This is a genomic window from Nonomuraea sp. NPDC005501 (assembly GCF_040605905.1).
Classification (GTDB): domain Bacteria; phylum Actinomycetota; class Actinomycetes; order Streptosporangiales; family Streptosporangiaceae; genus Nonomuraea.
The window spans coordinates 13575-34068 of sequence record NZ_JBEXDT010000043.1; the positions used below are offsets into that span (position 1 = coordinate 13575).

Genomic DNA, 20494 nt, shown 5'->3' on the forward strand with positions numbered 1-20494 from the left:
CAACAAGGCCTTCGTCCCGATGCTGCGCCGGGACCCGATCGACACGCAGGCCGGCTCCCGGCCATGGCGGGCGACTCCGAACCCAGGGAGCCCGCAATGCGCCCTCAACGAATCGTGGAGGTGAGCGCATGAGCGCCACCACGCCCTCCGCCCCGCCCGCGTGGCGGGAGTTGCTGGGCCGTGAGCATCTCGGCGCGGCGATCGTGCTGGCCGGCGGGGTGCTCGTCGGTGCGATCAACATCTATTTGGCGGCGAGCCTGCTGCCGACCGCAGTGTCCGAGCTCGGCGGCACGAGTTTCTACGCCTGGAACATGACGGTCTACCTCGTCGCCATGGTGATCGCGACAATGCTCACCGGCCGGTTCCTGTCCCGATGGGGGAACGTTGGCGCCTACCTCTTCGGCTTTGCCACGTTCACCGTGGGCTCGCTGGTCTGCGCGGTAAGCCCGGCGATGGCGGTGCTCCTGGTCTCCCGGGGCGTCCAGGGACTCGGGGCCGGACTGCTGTCCGGGCTCGGGTTCGCCGTCATCCGATCGGCGCTGCCAGCCCGGCTCTGGACGCGCGGCACCGCGCTGATGTCGGCGATGTACGGCGTCGGCAACTTCGCTGGTCCGGCGATCGGTGGCCTGTTCGCCCAGTTCGGCTCGTGGCGGCTGGCGTTCGCGGCGATGGCGGTGATCGGGGCGGTGTGCGGCGCGATGGTGCCTCGTGTGCTTCCGCGTAGCGAACGCAGCAGCGGTCGGGTGCCGATCCCGGCCGGGTCGCTGCTGCTGCTGACGGCCGCTGCCGGGGCGGTGAGCGTGGCGGGCGTCGTGGCCGGCACGTCGGCCAAGGCTGCCGGCATCGGGATGGCGCTGCTGCTGGCGGCGGGGTTCGTCGTCCATGAGCGGCGCAGCGCGTTGCGGGTTTTCCCGCGTACGACGTACCAAAGGGGTTCGTCGTTGAAGTGGGTCTACCTGACGCTGGGACTGCTGTCCTTCGGCGTCGCCGTCGAGTCGTTCCTTCCGCTGTTCGGCCAGCGGCTGGCCGGGCTGCCACCTCTGGTGGCGGGATTCTTCGCCGCGGCCATCTCGCTCGGCTGGTCGGTGACCCAGATCGGCAGTTCCTCGGTGAGCGGGGACCGCGCGGTGCACCGGCTCCGTGTGCTCGGGCCGGCGCTGCTTGCTCTCGGCCTGCTCGTCCAGGGGCTGCTGCAACGTGAGAACACGCCGATCTTGCTGGTGATCGTCTGGGTGCCGGTGCTGTTCGCCGCAGGGGCGGGGATCGGCCTCGCCTACCCGCACCTGTCCGTGGCCGCGATGTCCAGCACGCAGGACCCCGAGGAGGGCGGACGGGCAGCGGCGGGGATCGCCACCGTGACGAGCCTGTCGATCGCGTTCGGCACGGCGGTGGCCGGGGCCCTGGTCAACATGGCCGGCGCCTCGATGCTCGACGCGGCACGCCACGTGCTGTTCGGAATCGCGATCATCTGCGGACTCGGCGCCCTCACCGCCTATGCCGCGAACCGCACGAGCCGTGACGGTCAGACTCCGTTCCCCTCAGGCCAATGACCGGCTGCCTGGCTCGGGACCGCACGAAATATACGCCCGGCTTCCCTCACCCATTCGACGCAAGGAGATCCCATGACCGACGCCCTGTCAGAGCCCAACCTGTTCCCTATGGCCCGTGCGGCGCGCTGTCCGTTCGATCCGGCGCCGGAGTTGGGCCACCGCATGGAGGAAGCGCCGATCTCGCGCGTGAGGCTGTGGGACGGCAGCACCCCATGGATGATCACCCGCTACGCGGATGCCCGCGCTGTGCTCGCCGACCCGCGTGTCAGCGTCGACGTCTCCCAGCCCGGCTTCCCGCACACCAACGCGGTGAGCAAGGCCCGCGATGCGCAGATGAAGACGCTGATGCAGATGGACGCCCCCGAGCACACCGCACATAGGCGGCTCATGACCTCTGATTTCATGATCAAAAAGATGGAGGTGCTGCGGCCCCGGATCCAGCAGATCGTCGATGAGCTCATCGACGATCTGCTGGCCGGCCCGAATCCGGCCGACCTGGTCGAGGCGCTCGCGCTTCCCGTTCCGACGCTGGTGATCTGCGAGCTGCTGGGTGTGCCCTACGTCGATCGTGCCTTCTTCCAGCGCGTGGCCGGCGCGCTCGTCATGGACGAGGGCGACCCGGCACAGGCCATGACCGCCAGCGAGGAGCTGAACGTCTACCTGGACGACCTCGTCGAAAGGAAGAACGCCGAGCCCGGCGACGACGTGCTCAGCAGGCTGGCCGTCGAGCAGTACAGGACCGGCGCGATGACCCGGCGGGAGATCTCCACGATGGGCCAGCTCCTGCTGGTGGCCGGGCACGACACCACCGCCAACATGATCGCCCTGGGCACGGCCGCGCTGCTCGCGCACCCCGGCCAACTCGCCGCCGTCCGCGACGGCGATCCTGCCCTGGTCGCCAACGCCGTCGAAGAACTCCTGCGCTACCTGTCCATCACCCACACCGAAGCGCGCCGCGTCGCGCGGGAGGATCTCCAAATCGGCGGGCACCTGATCCGCAAGGGCGAAGGCATCATCGTCGTCAAAAGCATCGCCAACCGGGACCCGTCGGCCTTCCCCGCCCCCGACCGTCTCGACGTCCGCCGCCAGGCCCGCCACCACGTCGCCTTCGGCTACGGCGCCCACCAATGCCTGGGCCAGCCCCTGGCCCGGGTCGAACTGCAGGTCGTCTTCGGCACCCTCTTCCGGCGCATCCCCACGCTGGCCCTGGCCGTACCGCTGGAAGATCTGACGTTCAAGCACCAGGCCGTCTTCTACGGCGTTCGCGAACTGCCCGTCACCTGGTAGACCACCGAAGGAGAACCGCATGAAAGTCACCGTTGACCAGGACGCCTGCACCGGTTCGGGGCAATGCGTCCTCATCGCCCCCGGCGTGTTCGACCAGCGCGACACCGACGGCATCGTCCTGCTGCTTCATGACCACCCGGAACCCGGGCTGCAGGACGACGTCCGAGAGGCCGCACGTATCTGCCCTGCCCTGGCGATCAGGCTGACCACACCGTGAGCCGGCTGTCCCGCATCGTGGTCGTGGGGGCCTCGGCGGCCGGTCTGACCGCCGCCGAGACCTTGCGCTGGCACGGGTTCACTGGCTCGTTGACCTTGGTCGGCGAGGAGCGGCGGCCGCCCTACGATCGGCCGCCGCTGTCCAAACAGAGCTTGCGCGGCGCATGGGGTGCCGACCGTGTGGCGCTGCGCCGCCACGACGCGCTCACCACCCTGACAGCGGACTGGCGGCTGGGCGTCACCGCCATGGCCCTCGATACCGCGGCGCGCACCATCACCCTCTCGGACGGCAGCGCGCTCGCCTACGACGGGTTGGTGATCGCCACAGGGGTCACGCCGCGCCGCCTGCCCGCCGGGCACGAGCTCATCGGCGTGCATGTGCTCCGCACCCTCGACGACGCCCTTGCCCTGCGGGCAGGGCTGCGCACCGCCGGCTCAGTGGTCATCGTCGGTGCCGGCCTCCTCGGTTCGGAGGTCGCCGCCGTGGCCCAGCAGTCCGGCCGGAACGTCACCTTGGTCGATCCGTCGCCGGCGCCGATGACCCGCCAGTTCGGCGAGCACGTGGCGCGGCGGTGCGGCGAACTGCACACCCGGCAAGGCGTGGATCTGCGCTGTGGCGCCGCGGTCACCGCGCTGACCGGCCGCGACGGGCGGGTCACCGGCGTGGACCTGGACGACGGGGCTCACGTCCCGGCCGACCTGGTGGTCCTCGCCATCGGCGCGATGCCCTCAGTCGGCTGGCTGGCCGACAGCGGACTGGTTGTGAGCGATGGTGTGGAATGCGATCACACGTGCCAGGCCGTCCCCGGCGTCGTTGCCGCGGGTGACGTCGCCTCCTGGCACCATCCTCACCTCGGGCGCATGCGCGTCGAGCATCGGATGAATGCCACCGAGCAGGCCATCGCCGCCGCCGGAACACTCCTGGGGGCAGACACTCCGTTCGCGCCCGTTCCCTATTTCTGGACCGACCAATACGACGTGAGGATCCAAGCCTACGGCGTGACCGGCCCTGACGCCCAGTTCCAGATCGTCACCGACGATCCTGCCACCGGCCGCTTCGCCGCCCTGTACGGCGCCGACGGCCATGTCATCGGTGCCGTGACCTGGAACCTCCCGCGGCAGGCCCGGCTCTTGCGCCGCTACGTCGCCGAGCGGGCCCCCTGGCGGCAGACCCTCCGACAAGCTTCGACCACATAACCACGGCCGCCACCGAGCACCTCTGCCCGGCTGGGTTTGAAAGGCGGGATACGGCGCGTCCTGTCACCGGCTCCGTCTCGCAGAAATCAACGGGACAATCCTGGATGACATCGAGGACTGTCCCGTTTCCAGCGGGCAGCGGTGTCACGGATCGAGCGGAAAGGATCATTATCGCGGGCCACGGCGCCCACTCATCCTCTTGTTACTCGCGGTGGCGCTGTTGGCTATACCGCTGTCCTCCGAAGCCGACCTTGGTCACAGGGAAGATGCTGCGGCCCACGCGGCGGCGAGGGCCTGGTTGGCTGTGTCGGTGCCGTGCGACACCGAATGCCGGTCGGCTTCGACACCCCCGAGATCCGGGGCGGGGCGTGTCGGCGAGTTTCGACACCGGGTGCGTGACGTTCTGGTTCTCAGGGCTGTGTGACGGGCTGGTTTGCGATCGCAGAGGCTGCGCAGGAGGCGAGGTCCTCGCGTAGCCGGCGCTGCCGCTCCTGCGACAACGGCGCGAAGATCTGCCGTTCGACGGCGCGCACGGCGGCACTGGCCTCGCGCAGCGTCGATTGTCCGGCTCGGGTGAGCTCGGTTGGCAGTGCACGCCCGTGAGCGGCGTGAGCAGGCCGGGTGAGCAGGCCCCGCTCTTGTAGCCGGCGAAGGACGACGTTCATCGACTGGCGCGTGACGAAGGCGCGGCGGGCGAGTTCGGAGTTGGACAGTCCCGGATGCTGGCCGAGCAGTTCGAGGCATGCGTATTGGGCAACGGTGAGACCCAGTGGACGCAGCACTTCATCCATCGCGGTGTGCAGTGAGGCTTGCACCTGCTTGAGGACGTAGCCCACCGACTGGTCAAGGTCGCCAACGGCCTCTTCTTGCGTCATGTCAGGAGTATGACATAGCTTGTATGTCAGAAGCACTGACATACAGAAGGGATAGGCTATGAGTGGGCAGGTCACCTACTTTGAGCTGCCGAGCAGGGACATCGAAGCAACCCAGCGGTTCTGGGGCTCGCTGTTCGGCTGGACGTTCTATGAGGGCAACTTCCCGGGTTACTCGATGATCCAGGGGCCCGAGCCTATGGGCGGAGCGCCGCACGATGACTCGTCACGACACCCGCGCATCTTCTTCGCCGTCGACGACATCACCGCCGCTGTCGCCCGGGTGCGCGAACTCGGTGGCACGGCAGAAGATCCGGTCAATATCCCGTCTGGTGCCTACGCCCACTGCAAGGATGATCAGGGTGTGGAGTTCAGCCTGTCCCAGCAGGCAGGTAACCCCGGTTGAATCGCACCGAGATCACCGGGTCAGGGCAGAAGGGGTCCGGTCCCCGCCTGGGTCCGCTACTTCCGCTGGCGCTGGCCGCCTTCGCGGTCGGCACCGACGCGTTCGTGATAGCCGGTCTGCTGCCGGCCATCGCCGCCGACCTTGAGGTAGGTCTGCCGGCCGCTGGCCAGCTGGTGACCGTGTTCGCGCTGACGCTGGCTGTCGCCGCGCCGGTACTGGGCTGGCTGCTGAGCCCACTGGATCGTCGCAAGGCCTTGCAACTGGCGCTGATCGTGTTCGTCGTCGGCAACGTCATGACCGCACTCAGCCCGACCTACCTGCTGGCGTGGCTGGCCCGGATTCTCACCGCAGTCGGGGCGGCCACCATCACGGCCACCGCGTCGAGCGCGGCTGTCGCGATCACGCCTGCCGAACGGCGGGGACGTGCCATGGCGCTGGTCATCGGTGGGCTGACCTTGTCAACCGCGCTGGGCATGCCTCTCGGCAACTTGATCGGCAGCGTCGACTGGCGCCTCACGCTCTGGGCCGTCGCGGCCCTGGGCGTCGTCGCCGCGATCGGCATCTCGGTAGCGTTGCCCAAGGTTGCGCTCCCGGCGACAAGTCTGACGGCCCGCCTGGCACCGCTGCGCCAGCCCAAGGTGCTCACCATTCTGGTCGTGACCCTGCTGGTGATGGCCGGACATTACACCGTCTACACCTACATCGGAGCCGTGACCGCGGGCGCCACGGCCGGATCCTTTCCCCAGGCCATGACCATGATCCTGTTCGTCTGGGGCGTCGGGGTCCTGGCCGGCAACTTCCTCGCCGGCCATCTCGCCGACAACCTTCCGGGACGCGGGATCGCGCTCGCAGCACTCGCCGGCGGCACTGCGCTGCTCGCAATCAGCCCACTCGCAGTCAGCCACCTGGTTGTCGCGTGCGTATGGGCCGCGATCTGGGGCACAACCGACGGAATGGTCTCCGTCGTGCAGCAACACCGGCTGGTGACCCTTGCACCCGCCTCGGCACCAGTTCTCCTTGGCCTCAACTCCTCCGCGATCTACCTCGGAGTTGCGATGGGTGGTGGACTTGGCGGTCTGGCTCAAGACTGGCTGTCGGTCACCGTGCTCGGCGTTCCCGCTGCCGTCCTGGCATTGCTCGCCACCACCATCACCCTCGCCGAGGGGAGAACCGACACGGCGAAGGCCTCGCTCAGGGCAGCCGAGAGCCGCCGCTGACGCAGCCAATGGGCTGTCCAAAACGCCAATGGATAAGACCACCAGGGTGGAACTGCTCGCCGCGATCCGGCGCGATGCCCGGTCAGGTCTGTCGAACCATGCACTACAACGCAAGCGCGGCATCGGGTATCACACGGTCCCCGCCGCGTTGAACTCGGAGTGACCCGAGCCAGGTTGCGCGGGGGCTGGTGTTCCGATTGAGGATCCACTCGCGGAACACCAGCTCATTCCCTCCACCCTTCACGCCCGTCTCCCTCATGAGATCACGGCGCTCGTGATGCTCGCACTCCCGAAAGCCGCAGTCGAGCACACCGAGTAGAAAACCCATGCCGCCTCACGCGTCGGCGAGCCCGTCCGTGGAATTCCCTTCATGTACGTGATAATCGTCTAATATCACGTACATGAGCGATCATCGCGACGCGGCGACCAGGACAACCCTCCGCCGGGGCGGTGCGCGACTCCGGCACGTTATCCGGTACATCGCCACAGCCGTCCCGCAGCGGCCGGCATGAGCGCCGCCCCGAAGGTCACCGCGCTACGGGGTGGGGGCGTCACGCTCGCCGCGGCGGCCGACGCCTTCCTGGCCACTTCGCGCACGGCCAACGCCAACACCCACCGCGCCTACGCCTCGGCCATCGACCGCGTCATCGCCCTGCTCGGCCGCGACCGGCCGCTCGCCGAGATCTCCGACGCCGAGATCGGCACCGCGCTCACCGAGCTGTGGGGCGCCAGCGCGCCGGCGACCTGGAATCGCAACCGCGCCGCCATCGCCTCCTGGCTGTCCTGGTGCCACGCCAAGAAGCACTGGGCCGCCCCGTCGGTCCCGGCTGACGCCGAACGCCGCAAGGAGAGCGCCGACGAGACCCGCGCGGTCGCGAAAACCACCATCCACCGGCTGCTGTCGCGCCGCGACATCCCCCTGCGGGAGCGGGCGCTGTGGCGGATACTCTATGAGACCGCCGCCCGGGCCTCCGAGATCCTGGCGCTGAACGTCGAGGACCTCGACCTGGAGCACAGCCGCGCCCCCGTCCGCTCGAAAGGCGGCGCCACCGAGTGGGTGTACTGGGACCGCGGCACCGCCCACCTGCTGCCCCGGCTACTGCGCCTACCGGACGGCAGCACGCGCACGCACGGTCCGCTATTCCTGTCCGAACGCCGCCCGGTCCCCGCTCGCCGCCCGGCGGCCGCCGACATCTGCCCGCACACCGGCCGCGCCCGCCTCGGCTACGACCGCGCCCGCGTCCTGCTGGACAAGTACGCCGGGCTCGACCTGCACCAGCTGCGCCACAGCGCCGCCACCCACCTCGGCGACGCCGAGATCCCGCTACAGCTCATCATGGGCAAGACCCGGCACAAGAACCCCCGTACCGCCCTGCGCTACGTCAAACCCGGCGCCGAAGCCATCGCCAAGGTCACCGAGGTCCTGGCACCCCGCCGCCGTACCCACTGATCAGCGACTTCTCCTAGGCGAGCCGAGGACACTGCCCCTTTCTCTCGTACTTGGTCTAGCCTCCACTTGGTCTGCCTCCCTGCATCAACCCCTTGCCGCGCCAATGCCGTCTCCTCCGACGAGCGAGCCGCTCGCCTCAAGATCATCCCAGTGTGGGTTTTGGGCTTATGTGGGCTGGCCCCCAACAAGAGCGGTGCCACCCGGCTGGGGTTCGTTGTCTGGAGCGCTTGAGTCTCTGTCCTTGACGTGGATGACGTGAGCTGAACCTTGCCCGATCATGGTGGTGGATGCGGCCATCTCGTCACCACCGAGCTCGGCGCCGTGAGCATGGCCCCGACCTGCGGTGGCGCCTATTGACACGGAAACGGCCCCTTCGCGTCGTGCGAAGGGGCCGACTGTGGACGTGGTCCTGGCCTCGGTAAGAATCGCGCCACACGGCCCAAACGAGCGGCATCGCCGCAGGCCACGGTCTGCGACTGTGCGACCCGCCGAGGGCGGTTTCGGTCCGGGCATTCGGGGATGAGTCAGGCGCCGGCGGCTCGACAACGCTGGATCGGGCGTTCTCGCAGGTCGCGTTCCTCGCTGACTGCTTTCATGTCAAGCCGCCCGGGAGCTCCCGGATACGCACCGTCCACTTTGGGCCGTGTGGCTTGATCCTTACCAGCACCCCTACTTGGTCAGGGATTCGGCGACGAGTCGCCAGATGTCCGCGGCCAGGTCCATGTTGCCGCCCTGCTGGGCCTGCTCGGCGAGCTTGCGCAGCCCGGCGAGCGCCGTGTCCTGCTCGCCCTCCAGGAGCAGGACACGGTTGCGCAGGACGTCGAGCCGCATCCGCTCCTGGTAGGTGAGCAGGTCGTCGAAGCCGGTCAGCCGGTCCAGGACCGTGCGGGCCTCGTCGAGGTCGCCGGTGAGGACGGCGATCCGGGCGCGCACGGCCAGCAGTTGCTGCTCGATGGTGGGGGCGCCCGCGAACGGCAACGCGGCCTGGACTTCTGTGACACGCCGCCGGGCGGACTCCGTTCTGGGCGGATCGGCCCTGAGGTCGAGCCGGGCCGCGCCGAGGCGCAGGCGCATCCAGAGCGTCAGGTCGTCACGGCCGTCGAAGCCGTCGATGGCCTGGTTCATCAGCTCCGCGCCGGTGTCGAGGTCGCCTTGGCGGACCCGGATGTTGGCCACGGTCCACACGGCTTGGGCCCGCAGCGCTCCCGAGACCTGGTCCGCCAGCGTGAGCAGTTCGTCGGCGTGCCGGGCGGCGTCGGGCAGTCGTCCGGCCTCGGCCAGCGCCGACACCAGGGCCAGCAGTGTGGAGGCACGCACGCGGGCGGGCAGGGCTTCGCGTTCGGCCAGCTCGTAGGCGTGTGTTGCGGCATCGACGGCGCCGACGATCTCTCCGGTGCTGCGCATGCAGCGCGACAGTGCGGCCAGCACTCTGGACTGCAGCTCGGGTAGCCCGATCTGCGCGCTGAGCGCGGCCAGCTCGTCGAGGCATTTCCGCTGCTCGGCGTACTCCTGACGCCACTGACGCCATTCGGCGACTTGCCAGAGGGCCTGCCAGCGCAGCAGGGGGTCCTCCCCGCCGGAGGTTTTCAGGGCGTCGCTGAGGGTCTGGCCGCCTTCGTCCTGGCTCAGGCCGGTGGCCAGGGTCAGGCTCTGGGCCAGAGAGGTGGCGGTGGACTGGGTGAGTTCGGTGGGGCTGATGCCGAGCTGTGTGGCCAGGTGCGTGATGGCCCGTTCGGTGGGCTGACGCGCCCCTGACTCCAGCCGGGACAGGTATCCGGTGGACATGCCCTCGCCCGCGAGGGCGGCGAGCGTCAGGCCGCGTTCGGTCCTCAGCTGCCTGAGTCGGCGGCCGAAGACTGGTTGTTCGAGCATGTCCGAACTCCCGGGTAGCGGTTGACGTCGTCCGACGTCCGGAGGGTCACGCCCGAGGCTAGCTCATTTGCCTCCCTCTAGACAAGTTATTGCCAGTGCAGATGCCCGTACGCCACAGATCTGGCAATTTCATTTGGCAAATACTTGCCAAAGCTTTGGCAACGGCCGTAACGTTCCTGTCGTCGCCAACGGACCTCGTCGCCGACAAGCCAGAAGCAACCCGAAGGAGCACCGCCATGTCCCTCACCCTCGCCCTCACCGACCAGGACCAGCTCACCCTGCGCACCGCCGCCTGGGGCGCCGTCTCGCTGATGTCGGCAGCCGGTGCCGCCGGTTCGGCGCACAAGGCCGCCACCGAGGGCTCCATCGCCCTGACCTCCGCGACCGGCCTGGTCGGGCACGTGCTGGCCAAGGCGCCCAAGGGCGTGAAGTACGGCAAGACCGTGGCCGAACTGGCCGACCAGGTGCTGCCTGCCCTGACCGCCTCCATGAGCCTGCTGGGGCAGCAGGCCCCGGCCGAGGCCGACAACTTCCGCCGCACCGTCCTGGTCGCCATCGAAGCGTCCACCCAGAAGGAGCCCAGCCCCACCATGACCGAGATGGCCCGCAAGATCAGCGCAGCCCTCGACGCCGCCTCGGCCACGCCCGAGGTGAGCGCGGCGAACACCGTAGCCGGGCAGGTTCGCCCGGAGCTGCAGAAGATCATCGAGGAGATCGTGGACTCCGGTATCACGGGAATGCAGCTGCGGGTGAACGACGAGCGCGGTGAGTGGGTCGGCACCGCCGGGGTGCGCGAGCTGGGTTCGTCGGAGCGGCCGCCGGCGGATGGGCGGTTCCGGGTCGGCAGCGCCACCAAGGCGTTCGTCGCGACGCTGGTGCTGCAGTTGGTGGCCGAGGGCAAGATCGGGCTGGACAGCCCGGTGGACGGCTATCTGCCCGAGTTCGGGCTGGACGAGCGGATCACCGTACGGATGGTGCTGCAGCACACCAGCGGGGTCTTCAACTTCACCGGCGAGTACTACGAGGACGGGACGTTCGCGCCGGGGATCGCGTGGTCGGGCAAGGAATGGGTGGACGGCCGGTTCCGCACCCACCAGCCCGAAGAGCTGGTCCGGCTGGCGCTGTCCAAGCCGGCGCGGTTCGAGCCGGGCACGGACTGGAGCTACTCCAACACCAACTACGTGCTGGCCAGGCTGGTGATCGAGCGGGTCACGGGCCGCTCGTTCGCCGAGGAGCTGCGGCGGCTGATCCTGAACCCGCTCGGGATGACGGGCACCGAGGCGCCGGGCACCTCGACGGAGATCACCGGGCCGCACGCCCACGCCTACTACCGGTATGAGGACGGTGGCCGGGAGCACACGGTGGACGTCACCAGCCAGAATCCCTCGTGGATCTCCGCCGGCGGCGACATGATCTCGACCACCCAGGACCTGCACACGTTCTTCGCCGCGCTGAACGGCGGCCGGCTGCTGCCCGCCGAACTGCTGGCCGAGATGCGCAAGCCGGACCCGAAGATCGGCTACGGCCTGGGGATCTTCGAGCAGGACCTGGGCGACAACAGCGGCTACATCTACCACCACAACGGCGGCATGGCGGGCTCCGCGGCGCTGATGTACAGCACGCCCGATGGCGGCAAGACGATGACGGCCTCGGTGACCTACGTGGACGACGCCGACCTGTCCAAGGCGGCGGCGTTCCAGCAGGCGACGCAGCGGCTCGTCGACGCGGTGTTCCGCGACGGCCGGACCACGAACTGACAACAGCGACCAAGACCCCAGAGACGAGGAAACCATGAAGACAACGATCAGCCGGCGCACGGCCGTCGCGGCGCTCGCAGCGGCGGTGCTGGCGGGGACTGCCACCCCCGCCATGGCCACCCCCACCGGGCAGGATCGCCCGGAGCTGCGCAAGGCGATGCAGGCCTTCGTCGACGCCGGTTTCACCGGGATCCAGCTACGCGTACGCGATCAGCAGGGCGACTGGGCCGCCAGCGCCGGGGTGCGCAAGCTGGGAGCGGCCGCCAAGCCCCCGACCGACGGCAGCTTCTGGACGGGCAGCGTCATCAAGACCTTCACCGCGACCATGGTGTTGCAACTGGTGGCAGAGGGCAGGATCGAGCTGGACAGCCCCGCCGCCGACTACCTGCCCGGCTACGGGCTGGACGAGCGGATCACCGTACGGATGCTGCTGCGGCACACCAGCGGGATCTTCAACTACACCGGCGAGTACAAGCCCGACGGGACGATCGACGAGCCGGGGATCCCCGCCAACGGAGACGGGTGGGTGCCCCACCGGTTCAAGAGCTACGAGCCCGAGGAGCTGGTACGGCTGGCGCTGTCCAAAGGGCCGCGGTTCGAGCCCGGGACGCAGTGGAACTACTCCAACACCAACTACACGGTGGCGCTGCTGATGATCGAGAAGGTCACCGGCCACTCCTACGCCACCGAGCTGAAGCGGCGCATCACCGGGCCGCTCGGACTGCGGGGCACCCTCGCGGCGGGCAACCGGACGACGGCACTGCCCGGGCCACACGCCCACGGCTACTACCAGTACAAGGACAAGGTGATCGACCTCTCCCACCAGAACATGTCCCTGCTGACCGGCGCCGGTGACCTGATCTCCACCACGCAGGACTTGACCACGTTCTTCTCCGCACTGAACGGCGGCAAGCTCCTGCCTGCCAAGCTGCTGGCCGAGATGCGCACGGCGATTCCCACGTCGATCCCCGAGCAGGACTACGGCCTCGGCATATGGGCGCAGGACCTGGGCCCCGGCTGCGGCACCGTCTACCAGCACAACGGCAGCCCGCCGCACGGCTACGGGGCGCTGATGTACAGCTCGCCCGACGGCAGCAAGACCCTGACCGCCTCGGTGACCTGGCTGGACTCGGCCACCAGAGGTCCGGCGAAGGACTTCCTGACGCTTGTGGACGCCCTCGTCAAGCAGGAGTTCTGCGGCACGCGGGCCGGCTCGGCCGACCAGAGTGAACCGCCCGGACAGGCACGGCCGGACGGGCCTGGCTCTGGCTTATGAGGAGCGAGTGACCCCGCGCTGCCGCCTGGCGCGGGTCACCGTGCACGCGCCGGCCGAGGTCGTCGCCGATCGGATCAGCCCCGCGGTCGGAACGGTCGAACGCGTCGACGAACGCACTTGCGCCGTCTCGCCGACAGGTACGCACGAGCGACCGCCTGACCACCTGAGGCAAGGGCCGGCGTCACCGGAGGGGGCGGAAGAAGGCCTGGATGTCTCCGACAAGCAGGTCGGGGGCCTCCATCGCGGCGAAGTGGCCGCCGCGGTCGAACTCCGACCAGTGCACGACGTGGTGTTCGCGCTCGGCGATCCGCCGGACCCCGGCGTCGCCGGGGAAGACCGCGACGCCGTGCGGCAGCGCCGAGTACTCGGCCACCGCCCCCCAGCCCTTCTGTCCTTCCTTGTAGAGGCGGGCGGCCGAGGCGGCGGTCCCGGTGAACCAGTAGATGCTCACGTCGGTGAGCAACTGGTCGACGTCCACCGCGTCCTCGGGCAGTTCGCGGGCCGGGTCGGTCCACTCCTTGAACTTCTCCACGATCCATGCCAGCTGCGCCGCGGGCGAGTCGTGCAGCCCGAACGCGAGAGTCTGCGGCCGGGTCGCCTGGATGATGGCGTAGCCGGCCCGGTCCTGGTCCTGGTACTGGCCGAGGCGGGCCAGCTCCGCATGGGTGAGCCCCTCGAACTCGGCCGGGTCTCCGGTAGGGAACCCGAGCGCGCCGTTGACGTGCACGCCAGCGACGTTCCGGGGTGCGGCGCGGCCGAGCATCGGTGAGATGACCGAGCCGCTGTCGCCGCCCTGCGCGCCGTATCGCCGGTAGCCGAGCCGGTCCATCAGCTCCGCCCACGCCCGCGCGACGCGCTCCAGGTCCCAGCCGGTCTCGATGGTGGGACCGGAGAAGCCGAACCCGGGTATCGACGGGGCGACGACATGGAAGGCGTCGGCCGGGTCGCCACCGTGCGCCGCGGGGTCGGTGAGCGGGCCGATGATGTGCAGGAACTCGGCGACCGAGCCCGGCCAGCCGTGCGTGATGATCAGCGGCAGCGCGTCGGGTTCGGGGGAGCGGACGTGCAGGAAGTGGACGTCCTGCCCGTCGATCCGGGTCGTGAACTGCGGGAAGGCGTTCAGCCGGGCTTCGGCGGCACGCCAGTCGAAGCCGGTGCGCCAGTACTCCGCCAGTTTCTTCGCGTAGCCGACGGGGACCCCGTAGGACCAGCCCACGCCCGGCAGCTCGTCCGGCCAGCGGGTCGCGGCCAGCCGATCGTGCAGGTCGTCGAGCTGCGCCTGCGGAATGTCGATCCGGAACGGGTGGATCTGCAGTTCGTCGTTCATGTCTGCCACTGTAGGAACCGGTTAGGACAGGTTCAGTCCTAGGATGGGCGTCATGCTGGAGACATCGGCACGGCTCTTGCGGCTCCTGTCGCTGCTGCAGACCCCCAGGGACTGGCCGGGCGCCGAGCTGGCCGAACGGCTCGGCGTCTCGCACCGCACGATCCGCCGCGACATCGACCGGCTACGCGAACTCGGATACGCCGTGCACGCCACCGCGGGCACACCCGGCTACCGGCTCGGCGCCGGCACCGGGCTCCCGCCGCTGCTGCTCGACGACGACGAGGCGGTCGCGGTCGCCATCGGGCTCGGCACCGCCGCCGTCTCCGGCGTGGCGGGCATCGAGGAGACCTCGGTCCGCGCCCTCGCCAAGCTGGAGCGGGTCCTTCCGTCCCGGCTCCGGAACCGCGTCGGAGACCTGCGGTCGGTCACGGTGCCGCTGTCGGGCCCGGCCGCGGCCGTGGACCCGGCCGTGCTCACCGCGATCGCCGCGGCCGTCCGCAACCGGGAGAGCCTGCGGTTCTCCTACCGCTCCCACGACGGCACCGGGGATCGCCGCATCGCCGAGCCGTACCGGCTGGTCAACTCGGGCCGCCGCTGGTACCTGGTGGCGTGGGACACCGGCCGGGGCGCCTGGCGCACGTTCCGTGTCGACCGGCTGCGCCTGCACACCCCGAACGGGCCACGCTTCACGCCCCGCGAGCCGCCCAGCGCCGACCTGGTCCGTTACGTCTCGGAGCGGATCTCCGTCGATCCGTACCGCTACCGCGGCCGGTTCACGGTGCAGGCCCCGGCCGAGGTGGTGGCCGGCCGGATGCCGCCGACGATGGCGGTGGTCGAGCCGGTCGGCGACGGCGCATGCGTCCTCAGCACCGGATCGAACTCCCTCGACGAGCTGGCCATGTGGGTCGCGCAGCTCGGCGTCCCGTTCGAGGTGCACGAACCGCCCGAGCTCGTCCGGCATATCCGCGCACTCGGCAGCCGCCTCCTCGATGCGGCGCGGGAGCACCCGACCACCTGATGAGCCCGCACCGGCTCAGCCGGCGGCGAGCCGGAAGGCGTCGGCGTTGCGTGCACACCAGCCGGCGAAGGTGCGGGGCTTGCGGCCGAGCAGTCGTTCCACGGTGTCCGTGCGGAATCCGGCGGTGTCGGCGCGCATGAGGGCGAACCCCTGGATGATGGCGTCGGCCAGCGCCGGAGGCGCCCCGTGGGGGAAGCGGGAGGTGACGGCCTCTTCCGGGGTGGCCGTCGCCCGGACCTCGATGTCCCGGCCGGCCGCCGCGGCGAGGACCTTGACCTGCTCGGCGATGGTGAACAATTCCTCGCCGGTGAGCACGTACTCCCGGCCCCGGTGGCCGTCCCGGGTCAGGGCCAGGGCGGCGACGGCGGCGATGTCGGCCGGATCGATCGGCGCGTACCGGCCGGGCCCGACCGGGTCGAGGACGTATCCTCCCTCGCGGATCGTGGGCAGCCAGTCGAAGGCGTTGGTCATGAAGCCGCCGGGCCGCAGGAACGTGGCGGGCAGGCCGGAGGCGCGGACCACCTGCTCGCGTTCGTGATGCCAGCGGCCCATGGCGGGCATCGGGTCGCCGAGGACGTTGAAGGAGGACAGGTGCACGATGTGGCTCACCCCGGCGGCCCGTGCGGCGGCGACGGCGTGAGCGGTGTGCTCCACGCCGATGCCGGGGGTGAGCAGGAACAGGCGGTCCGCGCCGGCGAAGGCGGCCGGCAGCGTCGCCGGGTCGCCCAGGTCCGCGACGACGCGTTCGGGCCGCTGGGGCAGTGCGGCGGCACGGGCGGGGTCGCGCACCAGGACGCGGAACTCCGCGCCGATGGCGTCCAGCTCGTGGACGAGCTCGCGGCCGACGTTTCCGGTCGCGCCGGTGACCAGTATCATGAGAACTCCGAAGTCGATTACCGGTTAACGATTCGAACGTTAACCGGTACACGATCAGCTGTCAATCGAACCGTGTCGTCCCCGCGATGTCACCGGAGGCCGTGCGATGCCCGAGTTCCTGGACCTGCACAGCAAGATGTCGAAGGCGCTGCGGGCGGTGGCCGACACGGCCATGCGGCGTCACGGGCTGCATCTCGGGCAGGACCACCTGCTCGCGGTGCTGTGGCGGCAGGACGGCCGCACCCCCGGCGAGATCGCCACCGCCCTCAACGTCACCACTCCCAACGTCGTCAAGGCGGCCACCCGGATGGCCGCCGCCGGCCTGCTCACCCGGCGCCGCGACGACAAGGACAACCGCCTGGTACGGCTCTGGCTCACCGAAGCCGGACGCGCCCTGCAGGAGCCCATCGAGAAGGAGCGGCGCTCGATCGAGGAACAGGTCACCGCCGACCTCACCCGGAGCGAACGTGAACACCTGCTCAGCGCGCTGACGAAGATCCACCGGTCGGCGAACGCCCTGCTGAACCGACCCGGCGACCAGAACGAGTAATTCGTTTGTCGGCCGCCGTGCAGATCACCGATGATGGCGGCCATGGCCACGACACGACGAGCCGACATGTTCACCGCGGACGGCAGGCCGTCCGACGACGACCCGCGTGAGAACGGACCGACGCTGGGCGACGAGCGCACCACGCTGGTCGAAGCCCTGCGCTCCGCACGCCTCACCTTGGAGCTGAAGTGCTCAGGTCTCGACGCGGAGGCCATGGCGCGGCGTTCCGTCGAGCCGTCGACGATGTCGCTCCTGGGGCTGGTGCGCCACCTGGCCGAGGTGGAGCGTGCGTCGTTCCGCGGGACGATGGCGGGACAGGACGCGCCCCGGCTGTTCTGCTCCGACACCGACCGTGACGGTGACTTCGACGGCGCCGTTCCCGACCCCCAGGTGGTGGCGGAGGCCTGGGAGGCATGGCGTGCTGAGGTGGACTTCGCCGAGCGGTTCGTGGCCGAGGCGCCCAGTCTCGACATCACCGCGGACGATCCGTTGAACCAGCATGGCAGCGGGGGAGGAGCGATGTCGCTGCGCGAGATGCTGGTCGGAATGATCTGGGAGTACGGCCGCCACATGGGCCACGTCGACCTGTTGCGCGAGCGGATCGACGGACGCGTAGGCCAGTAGCGGACCCACCCGTGGGCAAGGCGCCTCGGCCGTTCCGGGCCGGGGGAGGGAGTCGAGCGGCGCGTCAGGCGATGCGGACGATGCTCTTGCCGTGCGTGTCGCCCTCGGCCAGGCGCTGGATGGCGGTATCGAGGTCGGACATCTCGTACTCGGCGGTGACGTCCACGCGGACCTTGCGGTCGGCCAGCAGCCGAAGTGCCCTGGTGGCGCTGTCGGCCAGACGCTCCGGGTGGGTCTGGCCGAGCAGGTTGCTGTTGTAGGTCAGGGCCGACTTTCCGGCCATGAGCAGGTCGTTGGTGTCGATCTCGACGGGGTCGAAGGTGGCGATGTTGCCGTAGATCGCCAGGCGGCCGTGCGGCGCGAGCCGCTCCAGGCTCGCCAGACGGGCCGGTCCGCCGATGGGATCCAGGATCACGTCGAACCGCTCGTCGGCGAGCGCGCCCGGGAAGTCCTCGCGGGTCACGAGCAGGTCATAGCCGAACCGCGTGGCGTACTCGGTCTGGGCGGCGCCGCCGACCACTCCCACGAGCCGGGCGGCTCCGGCGGCCTTGGCGAACTGGGCCGCGAGCGTGCCGACGCCTCCTGCCGCCGCGTGGATGAGCACGCGGTCACCGGGACGCACCCGGCCGACGGTGTTGATCAGGTCGTAGGCGGTCGGGGTGACCCAGCCGAACCCGGCGGCCGTCCGAGGGTCCAGGCCGGCGGCGTCGAAGGTGAGGAGGTCGGGCGCCACCACGACCTCGGCATAGGCTCCGGCACTGGTCAATGCGGTGACACGCTGACCGATGCGACCCGCGTCCACGCCCTCACCGACGGCGACGACTCGACCGGCGGCCTCGAACCCGGGCACGAAGGGACGCGGAACCGGAAAGTGACCTCTGCGGACGAGCACGTCACCGTACTGGACTCCGGCGTAGTCGACCCGGATCGCGACCTGCCCCGCCGCGGGGACGGGCTCGTCGATGTCGGCGAGGGTGAACCGGTCGTCTGTGTCGAGAACTACGGCCTTCATGATTACAGCTCCCTGCGTTGACTCAGTATCCTGATACCGAGCGACTCTATGAGTATCAGGTACCTGAGTCAATACAGGGAGCTGTTGATCCTTGACCGAGATTCCCGCCGAGGAATACCTCTGCACGCGCATCCGCCGCACCGAGCAGGCGCTGATGGCCCACCATGAGGCCGTCCTGCGCGGCTACGGTCTCACCATGACGCAGTACACCGTGCTCCTGACGCTGTCGCGAGAGAACGGCATGTCCGGCGCCCAGCTCGCCCGCTCCTGCGGGGTCACCCAGCAGACCATGGCCTCCGTCCTGACCGGCCTGCAGAACAAGGAACTCATCGCCCGCGAGACCTCACCCGTGCACTCCAAGGTCCTCATCGCCTCGCTGACCGAACACGGCCGGCGCGTGCTGGACGGCGCCTACCAGGAGGTCATCGTGCTCGAACGAGCCCTCGCCGAGAGCTTCACGCCGACGGAGCGCGACGCGCTGTGCGAACTCCTCGAACGCGCCACCACGGTCCTGATCCAGCAGACACCAGATCCCGGGTCGCGTCGCGACGGTTGACCCTGACGCAGGGGCAACCGCTCAGCATGGTCGGCATGACAACGAAGAAGAGGTTCGACCGTGCTCGCTGGCAGGAGCGCCTCGATCTGCTGCGCGCCAGTCATCACGTGCCGGGCGCGGCGCTGGCGGTGCTGGTGGAGGGCGAGATCCACGAGTTGGCAAGCGGGGTGCTGCACCGAGGGACCGGCGTGGAGGTGACGACGGACTCGGTGTTCCAGTCCGGTTCGATCGCCAAGGCGTACACGGCGACGCTGGTGATGCAGCTCGTCGACTCCGGTGAGCTGCGGCTCGACAGCAAGGTCGTCGACGTGCTGCCGGGCTTCGCCGTCGCCGACGACGAGGTCACCAGGAGCGTGACGATCGGGCGGCTGCTCAGCCATACCAGCGGGATCGCCGGGGACTTCACCCACGACACCGGCCGCGGCGACGACTGCCTCGCCCGTTACGTGGAGGCGTGCGCGGACCTGGGTCAGGACTGCCCGCCGGGCACCGTCGTGTCCTACTGCAGCACCGGGTATGCGATCCTCGGCAGAATCGTGGAAGTGGTCACCGGTCAGACCTGGGACGACGCGATGCGCGACCGGTTGCTGGCGCCGCTCGGTCTGGAGCATTCGATGACCTTGCCGGAGGAGGCGCTGCGGTTCCGGACGGCGATGGGCCATATCGGGGAGCTGGGAAGCGACCCGGAGCCGGCGCCCGCGTGGGACATGTTGCCCCGCTCGGCCGGGCCGTACGGGCGCGTCCTGGTCACGGCCGCCGACGTCGTCCGCTTCGCGCGGATGCATCTCGACGGCGGCGCCGCGCCCGAGGGCACGCGCGTGCTGTCCGCCGAGTCGGCGGCGACGATGCGGCGACGCGCCGTCGACTGCCTGGACAGATGGACGTTCATGGCGCACGCATGGGGCCATGGGTGGGCGCTGTACGACTGGGACGGTGTCACCGGCTACGGTCACGACGGCGCCGCGCTCGGGCAGTTCTCCTACCTGCGTGTCGTGCCGGGCAGCGGCGTCGTCGCCGCGCTGCTGACCAACGGCGGCGGCGCGGGCGGTCTGTTCGTCGACCTGTTCCAGGAGCTGCTCGGTGAGCTCGCCGGGGTGCGGATGCCCGACGCCTTCGCTCCCGCCGCGAACCCGCGGCCGGTCGATGTCGCCGCGCTCGCGGGCACGTACGAACGCGAAGGCATGCGCCTCACGATCGGCGCGCGGGACGGAGTGCCGCGTCTGCGCCTGCAGCTGACCGGCGGGAACGCCCGCTACTCACCGCCGATCGAGACCGACCTGGTGACGGTGTCCGACACGGTGCTCGCCATGCCGGGCCTCGGCCCCGTCAGCGCGCCGTGGCTGCCACTGGTGTTCGGAACGCTCCCGCACGGCACACCGTACGTCTACTTCGGCATGCGGGCGACACCGAGGATCGACTGAAGGAGGCCGG

19 protein-coding genes are annotated in these 20494 nt (G+C 69.7%); 14 read left to right on the forward strand and 5 right to left on the reverse strand.

Translation table 11 applies throughout. From position 1 onward, the window contains the following. The first annotated feature begins 128 nt into the window (after positions 1-128). The 4 genes from ABZS51_RS21365 (at position 129) to ABZS51_RS21380 (ending at position 4250) form a co-directional block, all read left to right on the forward strand. Complete coding sequence (locus tag ABZS51_RS21365) at positions 129-1550, forward strand: MFS transporter (RefSeq protein ID WP_355443602.1); 1422 nt, start codon at positions 129-131, stop codon at positions 1548-1550. Positions 1551-1622: 72 nt separating this feature from the next. Continuing rightward, positions 1623-2837 (forward strand): cytochrome P450, encoded by a 1215-nt coding sequence (locus tag ABZS51_RS21370; RefSeq protein ID WP_355443605.1) that lies wholly within the window; start codon positions 1623-1625, stop codon positions 2835-2837. A 19-nt stretch (positions 2838-2856) separates the two neighbouring features. Next, on the forward strand, positions 2857-3054 hold the full coding sequence (locus ABZS51_RS21375) for a ferredoxin (protein WP_355443608.1): 198 nt from the start codon (positions 2857-2859) through the stop codon (positions 3052-3054). Beyond that, a complete protein-coding gene (locus ABZS51_RS21380) occupies positions 3051-4250 on the forward strand; it encodes an FAD-dependent oxidoreductase (RefSeq protein ID WP_355443611.1) in 1200 nt (399 codons plus the stop codon). The genes ABZS51_RS21375 and ABZS51_RS21380 overlap by 4 nt, the downstream gene beginning before the upstream one ends. 410 nt (positions 4251-4660) lie before the next feature. Here ABZS51_RS21380 and ABZS51_RS21385 read toward each other — a convergent pair whose 3' ends face one another. Next, a complete protein-coding gene (locus ABZS51_RS21385; protein WP_355443614.1) occupies positions 4661-5125 on the reverse strand; it encodes a MarR family transcriptional regulator in 465 nt (154 codons plus the stop codon). A 58-nt stretch (positions 5126-5183) separates the two neighbouring features. Between ABZS51_RS21385 and ABZS51_RS21390 the strand changes: the two genes are divergently transcribed. From ABZS51_RS21390 to ABZS51_RS21400, 3 genes are all read left to right on the forward strand, one after another. Then, the gene (locus ABZS51_RS21390) at positions 5184-5528 is read left to right on the forward strand and encodes a VOC family protein (protein WP_355443617.1); all 345 of its coding nucleotides are present in this window, start codon (positions 5184-5186) and stop codon (positions 5526-5528) included. Beyond that, positions 5525-6745 carry an MFS transporter gene (locus ABZS51_RS21395; protein WP_355443620.1) on the forward strand — a complete coding sequence of 407 codons (1221 nt, stop codon included), beginning with the start codon at positions 5525-5527 and terminating at the stop codon, positions 6743-6745. Before ABZS51_RS21390 ends, ABZS51_RS21395 begins: the two co-directional genes overlap by 4 nt. Positions 6746-7253: 508 nt before the next feature. Next, the gene (locus ABZS51_RS21400) at positions 7254-8195 is read left to right on the forward strand and encodes a site-specific integrase (RefSeq protein WP_355443622.1); all 942 of its coding nucleotides are present in this window, start codon (positions 7254-7256) and stop codon (positions 8193-8195) included. Positions 8196-8864: 669 nt separating this feature from the next. On the opposite strand, the gene ABZS51_RS21405 is transcribed toward ABZS51_RS21400, so the two are convergent. Continuing rightward, a complete protein-coding gene (locus tag ABZS51_RS21405) occupies positions 8865-10067 on the reverse strand; it encodes a helix-turn-helix domain-containing protein (RefSeq protein WP_355443624.1) in 1203 nt (400 codons plus the stop codon). Between the two features lie 236 nt (positions 10068-10303). On the opposite strand from ABZS51_RS21405, the gene ABZS51_RS21410 reads away from it, so the two are divergent. Then, on the forward strand, positions 10304-11824 hold the full coding sequence (locus tag ABZS51_RS21410) for a serine hydrolase domain-containing protein (RefSeq protein WP_355443626.1): 1521 nt from the start codon (positions 10304-10306) through the stop codon (positions 11822-11824). A 34-nt stretch (positions 11825-11858) separates the two neighbouring features. Beyond that, the gene (locus ABZS51_RS21415; RefSeq protein WP_355443629.1) at positions 11859-13100 is read left to right on the forward strand and encodes a serine hydrolase domain-containing protein; all 1242 of its coding nucleotides are present in this window, start codon (positions 11859-11861) and stop codon (positions 13098-13100) included. A 181-nt stretch (positions 13101-13281) separates the two neighbouring features. Here ABZS51_RS21415 and ABZS51_RS21420 read toward each other — a convergent pair whose 3' ends face one another. Then, complete coding sequence (locus tag ABZS51_RS21420; RefSeq protein WP_355443632.1) at positions 13282-14427, reverse strand: epoxide hydrolase family protein; 1146 nt, start codon at positions 14425-14427, stop codon at positions 13282-13284. Between the two features lie 52 nt (positions 14428-14479). On the opposite strand from ABZS51_RS21420, the gene ABZS51_RS21425 reads away from it, so the two are divergent. Beyond that, a complete protein-coding gene (locus ABZS51_RS21425; RefSeq protein WP_355443635.1) occupies positions 14480-15445 on the forward strand; it encodes a WYL domain-containing protein in 966 nt (321 codons plus the stop codon). Between the two features lie 15 nt (positions 15446-15460). Here ABZS51_RS21425 and ABZS51_RS21430 read toward each other — a convergent pair whose 3' ends face one another. After that, a complete protein-coding gene (locus tag ABZS51_RS21430) occupies positions 15461-16321 on the reverse strand; it encodes an NAD(P)H-binding protein (RefSeq protein WP_355443638.1) in 861 nt (286 codons plus the stop codon). A 106-nt stretch (positions 16322-16427) separates the two neighbouring features. On the opposite strand from ABZS51_RS21430, the gene ABZS51_RS21435 reads away from it, so the two are divergent. Both ABZS51_RS21435 and ABZS51_RS21440 read left to right on the forward strand, forming a co-directional pair. Continuing rightward, on the forward strand, positions 16428-16871 hold the full coding sequence (locus ABZS51_RS21435; RefSeq protein ID WP_355443641.1) for a MarR family transcriptional regulator: 444 nt from the start codon (positions 16428-16430) through the stop codon (positions 16869-16871). Between the two features lie 42 nt (positions 16872-16913). Beyond that, the gene (locus tag ABZS51_RS21440) at positions 16914-17495 is read left to right on the forward strand and encodes a DinB family protein (protein ID WP_355443644.1); all 582 of its coding nucleotides are present in this window, start codon (positions 16914-16916) and stop codon (positions 17493-17495) included. Positions 17496-17559: 64 nt separating this feature from the next. Here the strand turns inward: ABZS51_RS21440 and ABZS51_RS21445 are convergent, their stop codons facing one another. After that, positions 17560-18507: a zinc-binding alcohol dehydrogenase family protein gene (locus tag ABZS51_RS21445; RefSeq protein WP_355443647.1), complete on the reverse strand. Its 948-nt coding sequence runs from the start codon at positions 18505-18507 to the stop codon at positions 17560-17562. A 91-nt stretch (positions 18508-18598) separates the two neighbouring features. Between ABZS51_RS21445 and ABZS51_RS21450 the strand changes: the two genes are divergently transcribed. Beyond that, positions 18599-19063 carry a MarR family transcriptional regulator gene (locus ABZS51_RS21450; protein WP_355443650.1) on the forward strand — a complete coding sequence of 155 codons (465 nt, stop codon included), beginning with the start codon at positions 18599-18601 and terminating at the stop codon, positions 19061-19063. A 35-nt stretch (positions 19064-19098) separates the two neighbouring features. Next, complete coding sequence (locus ABZS51_RS21455) at positions 19099-20484, forward strand: serine hydrolase domain-containing protein (RefSeq protein WP_355443653.1); 1386 nt, start codon at positions 19099-19101, stop codon at positions 20482-20484. The last annotated feature ends 10 nt before the right edge of the window (positions 20485-20494 follow it).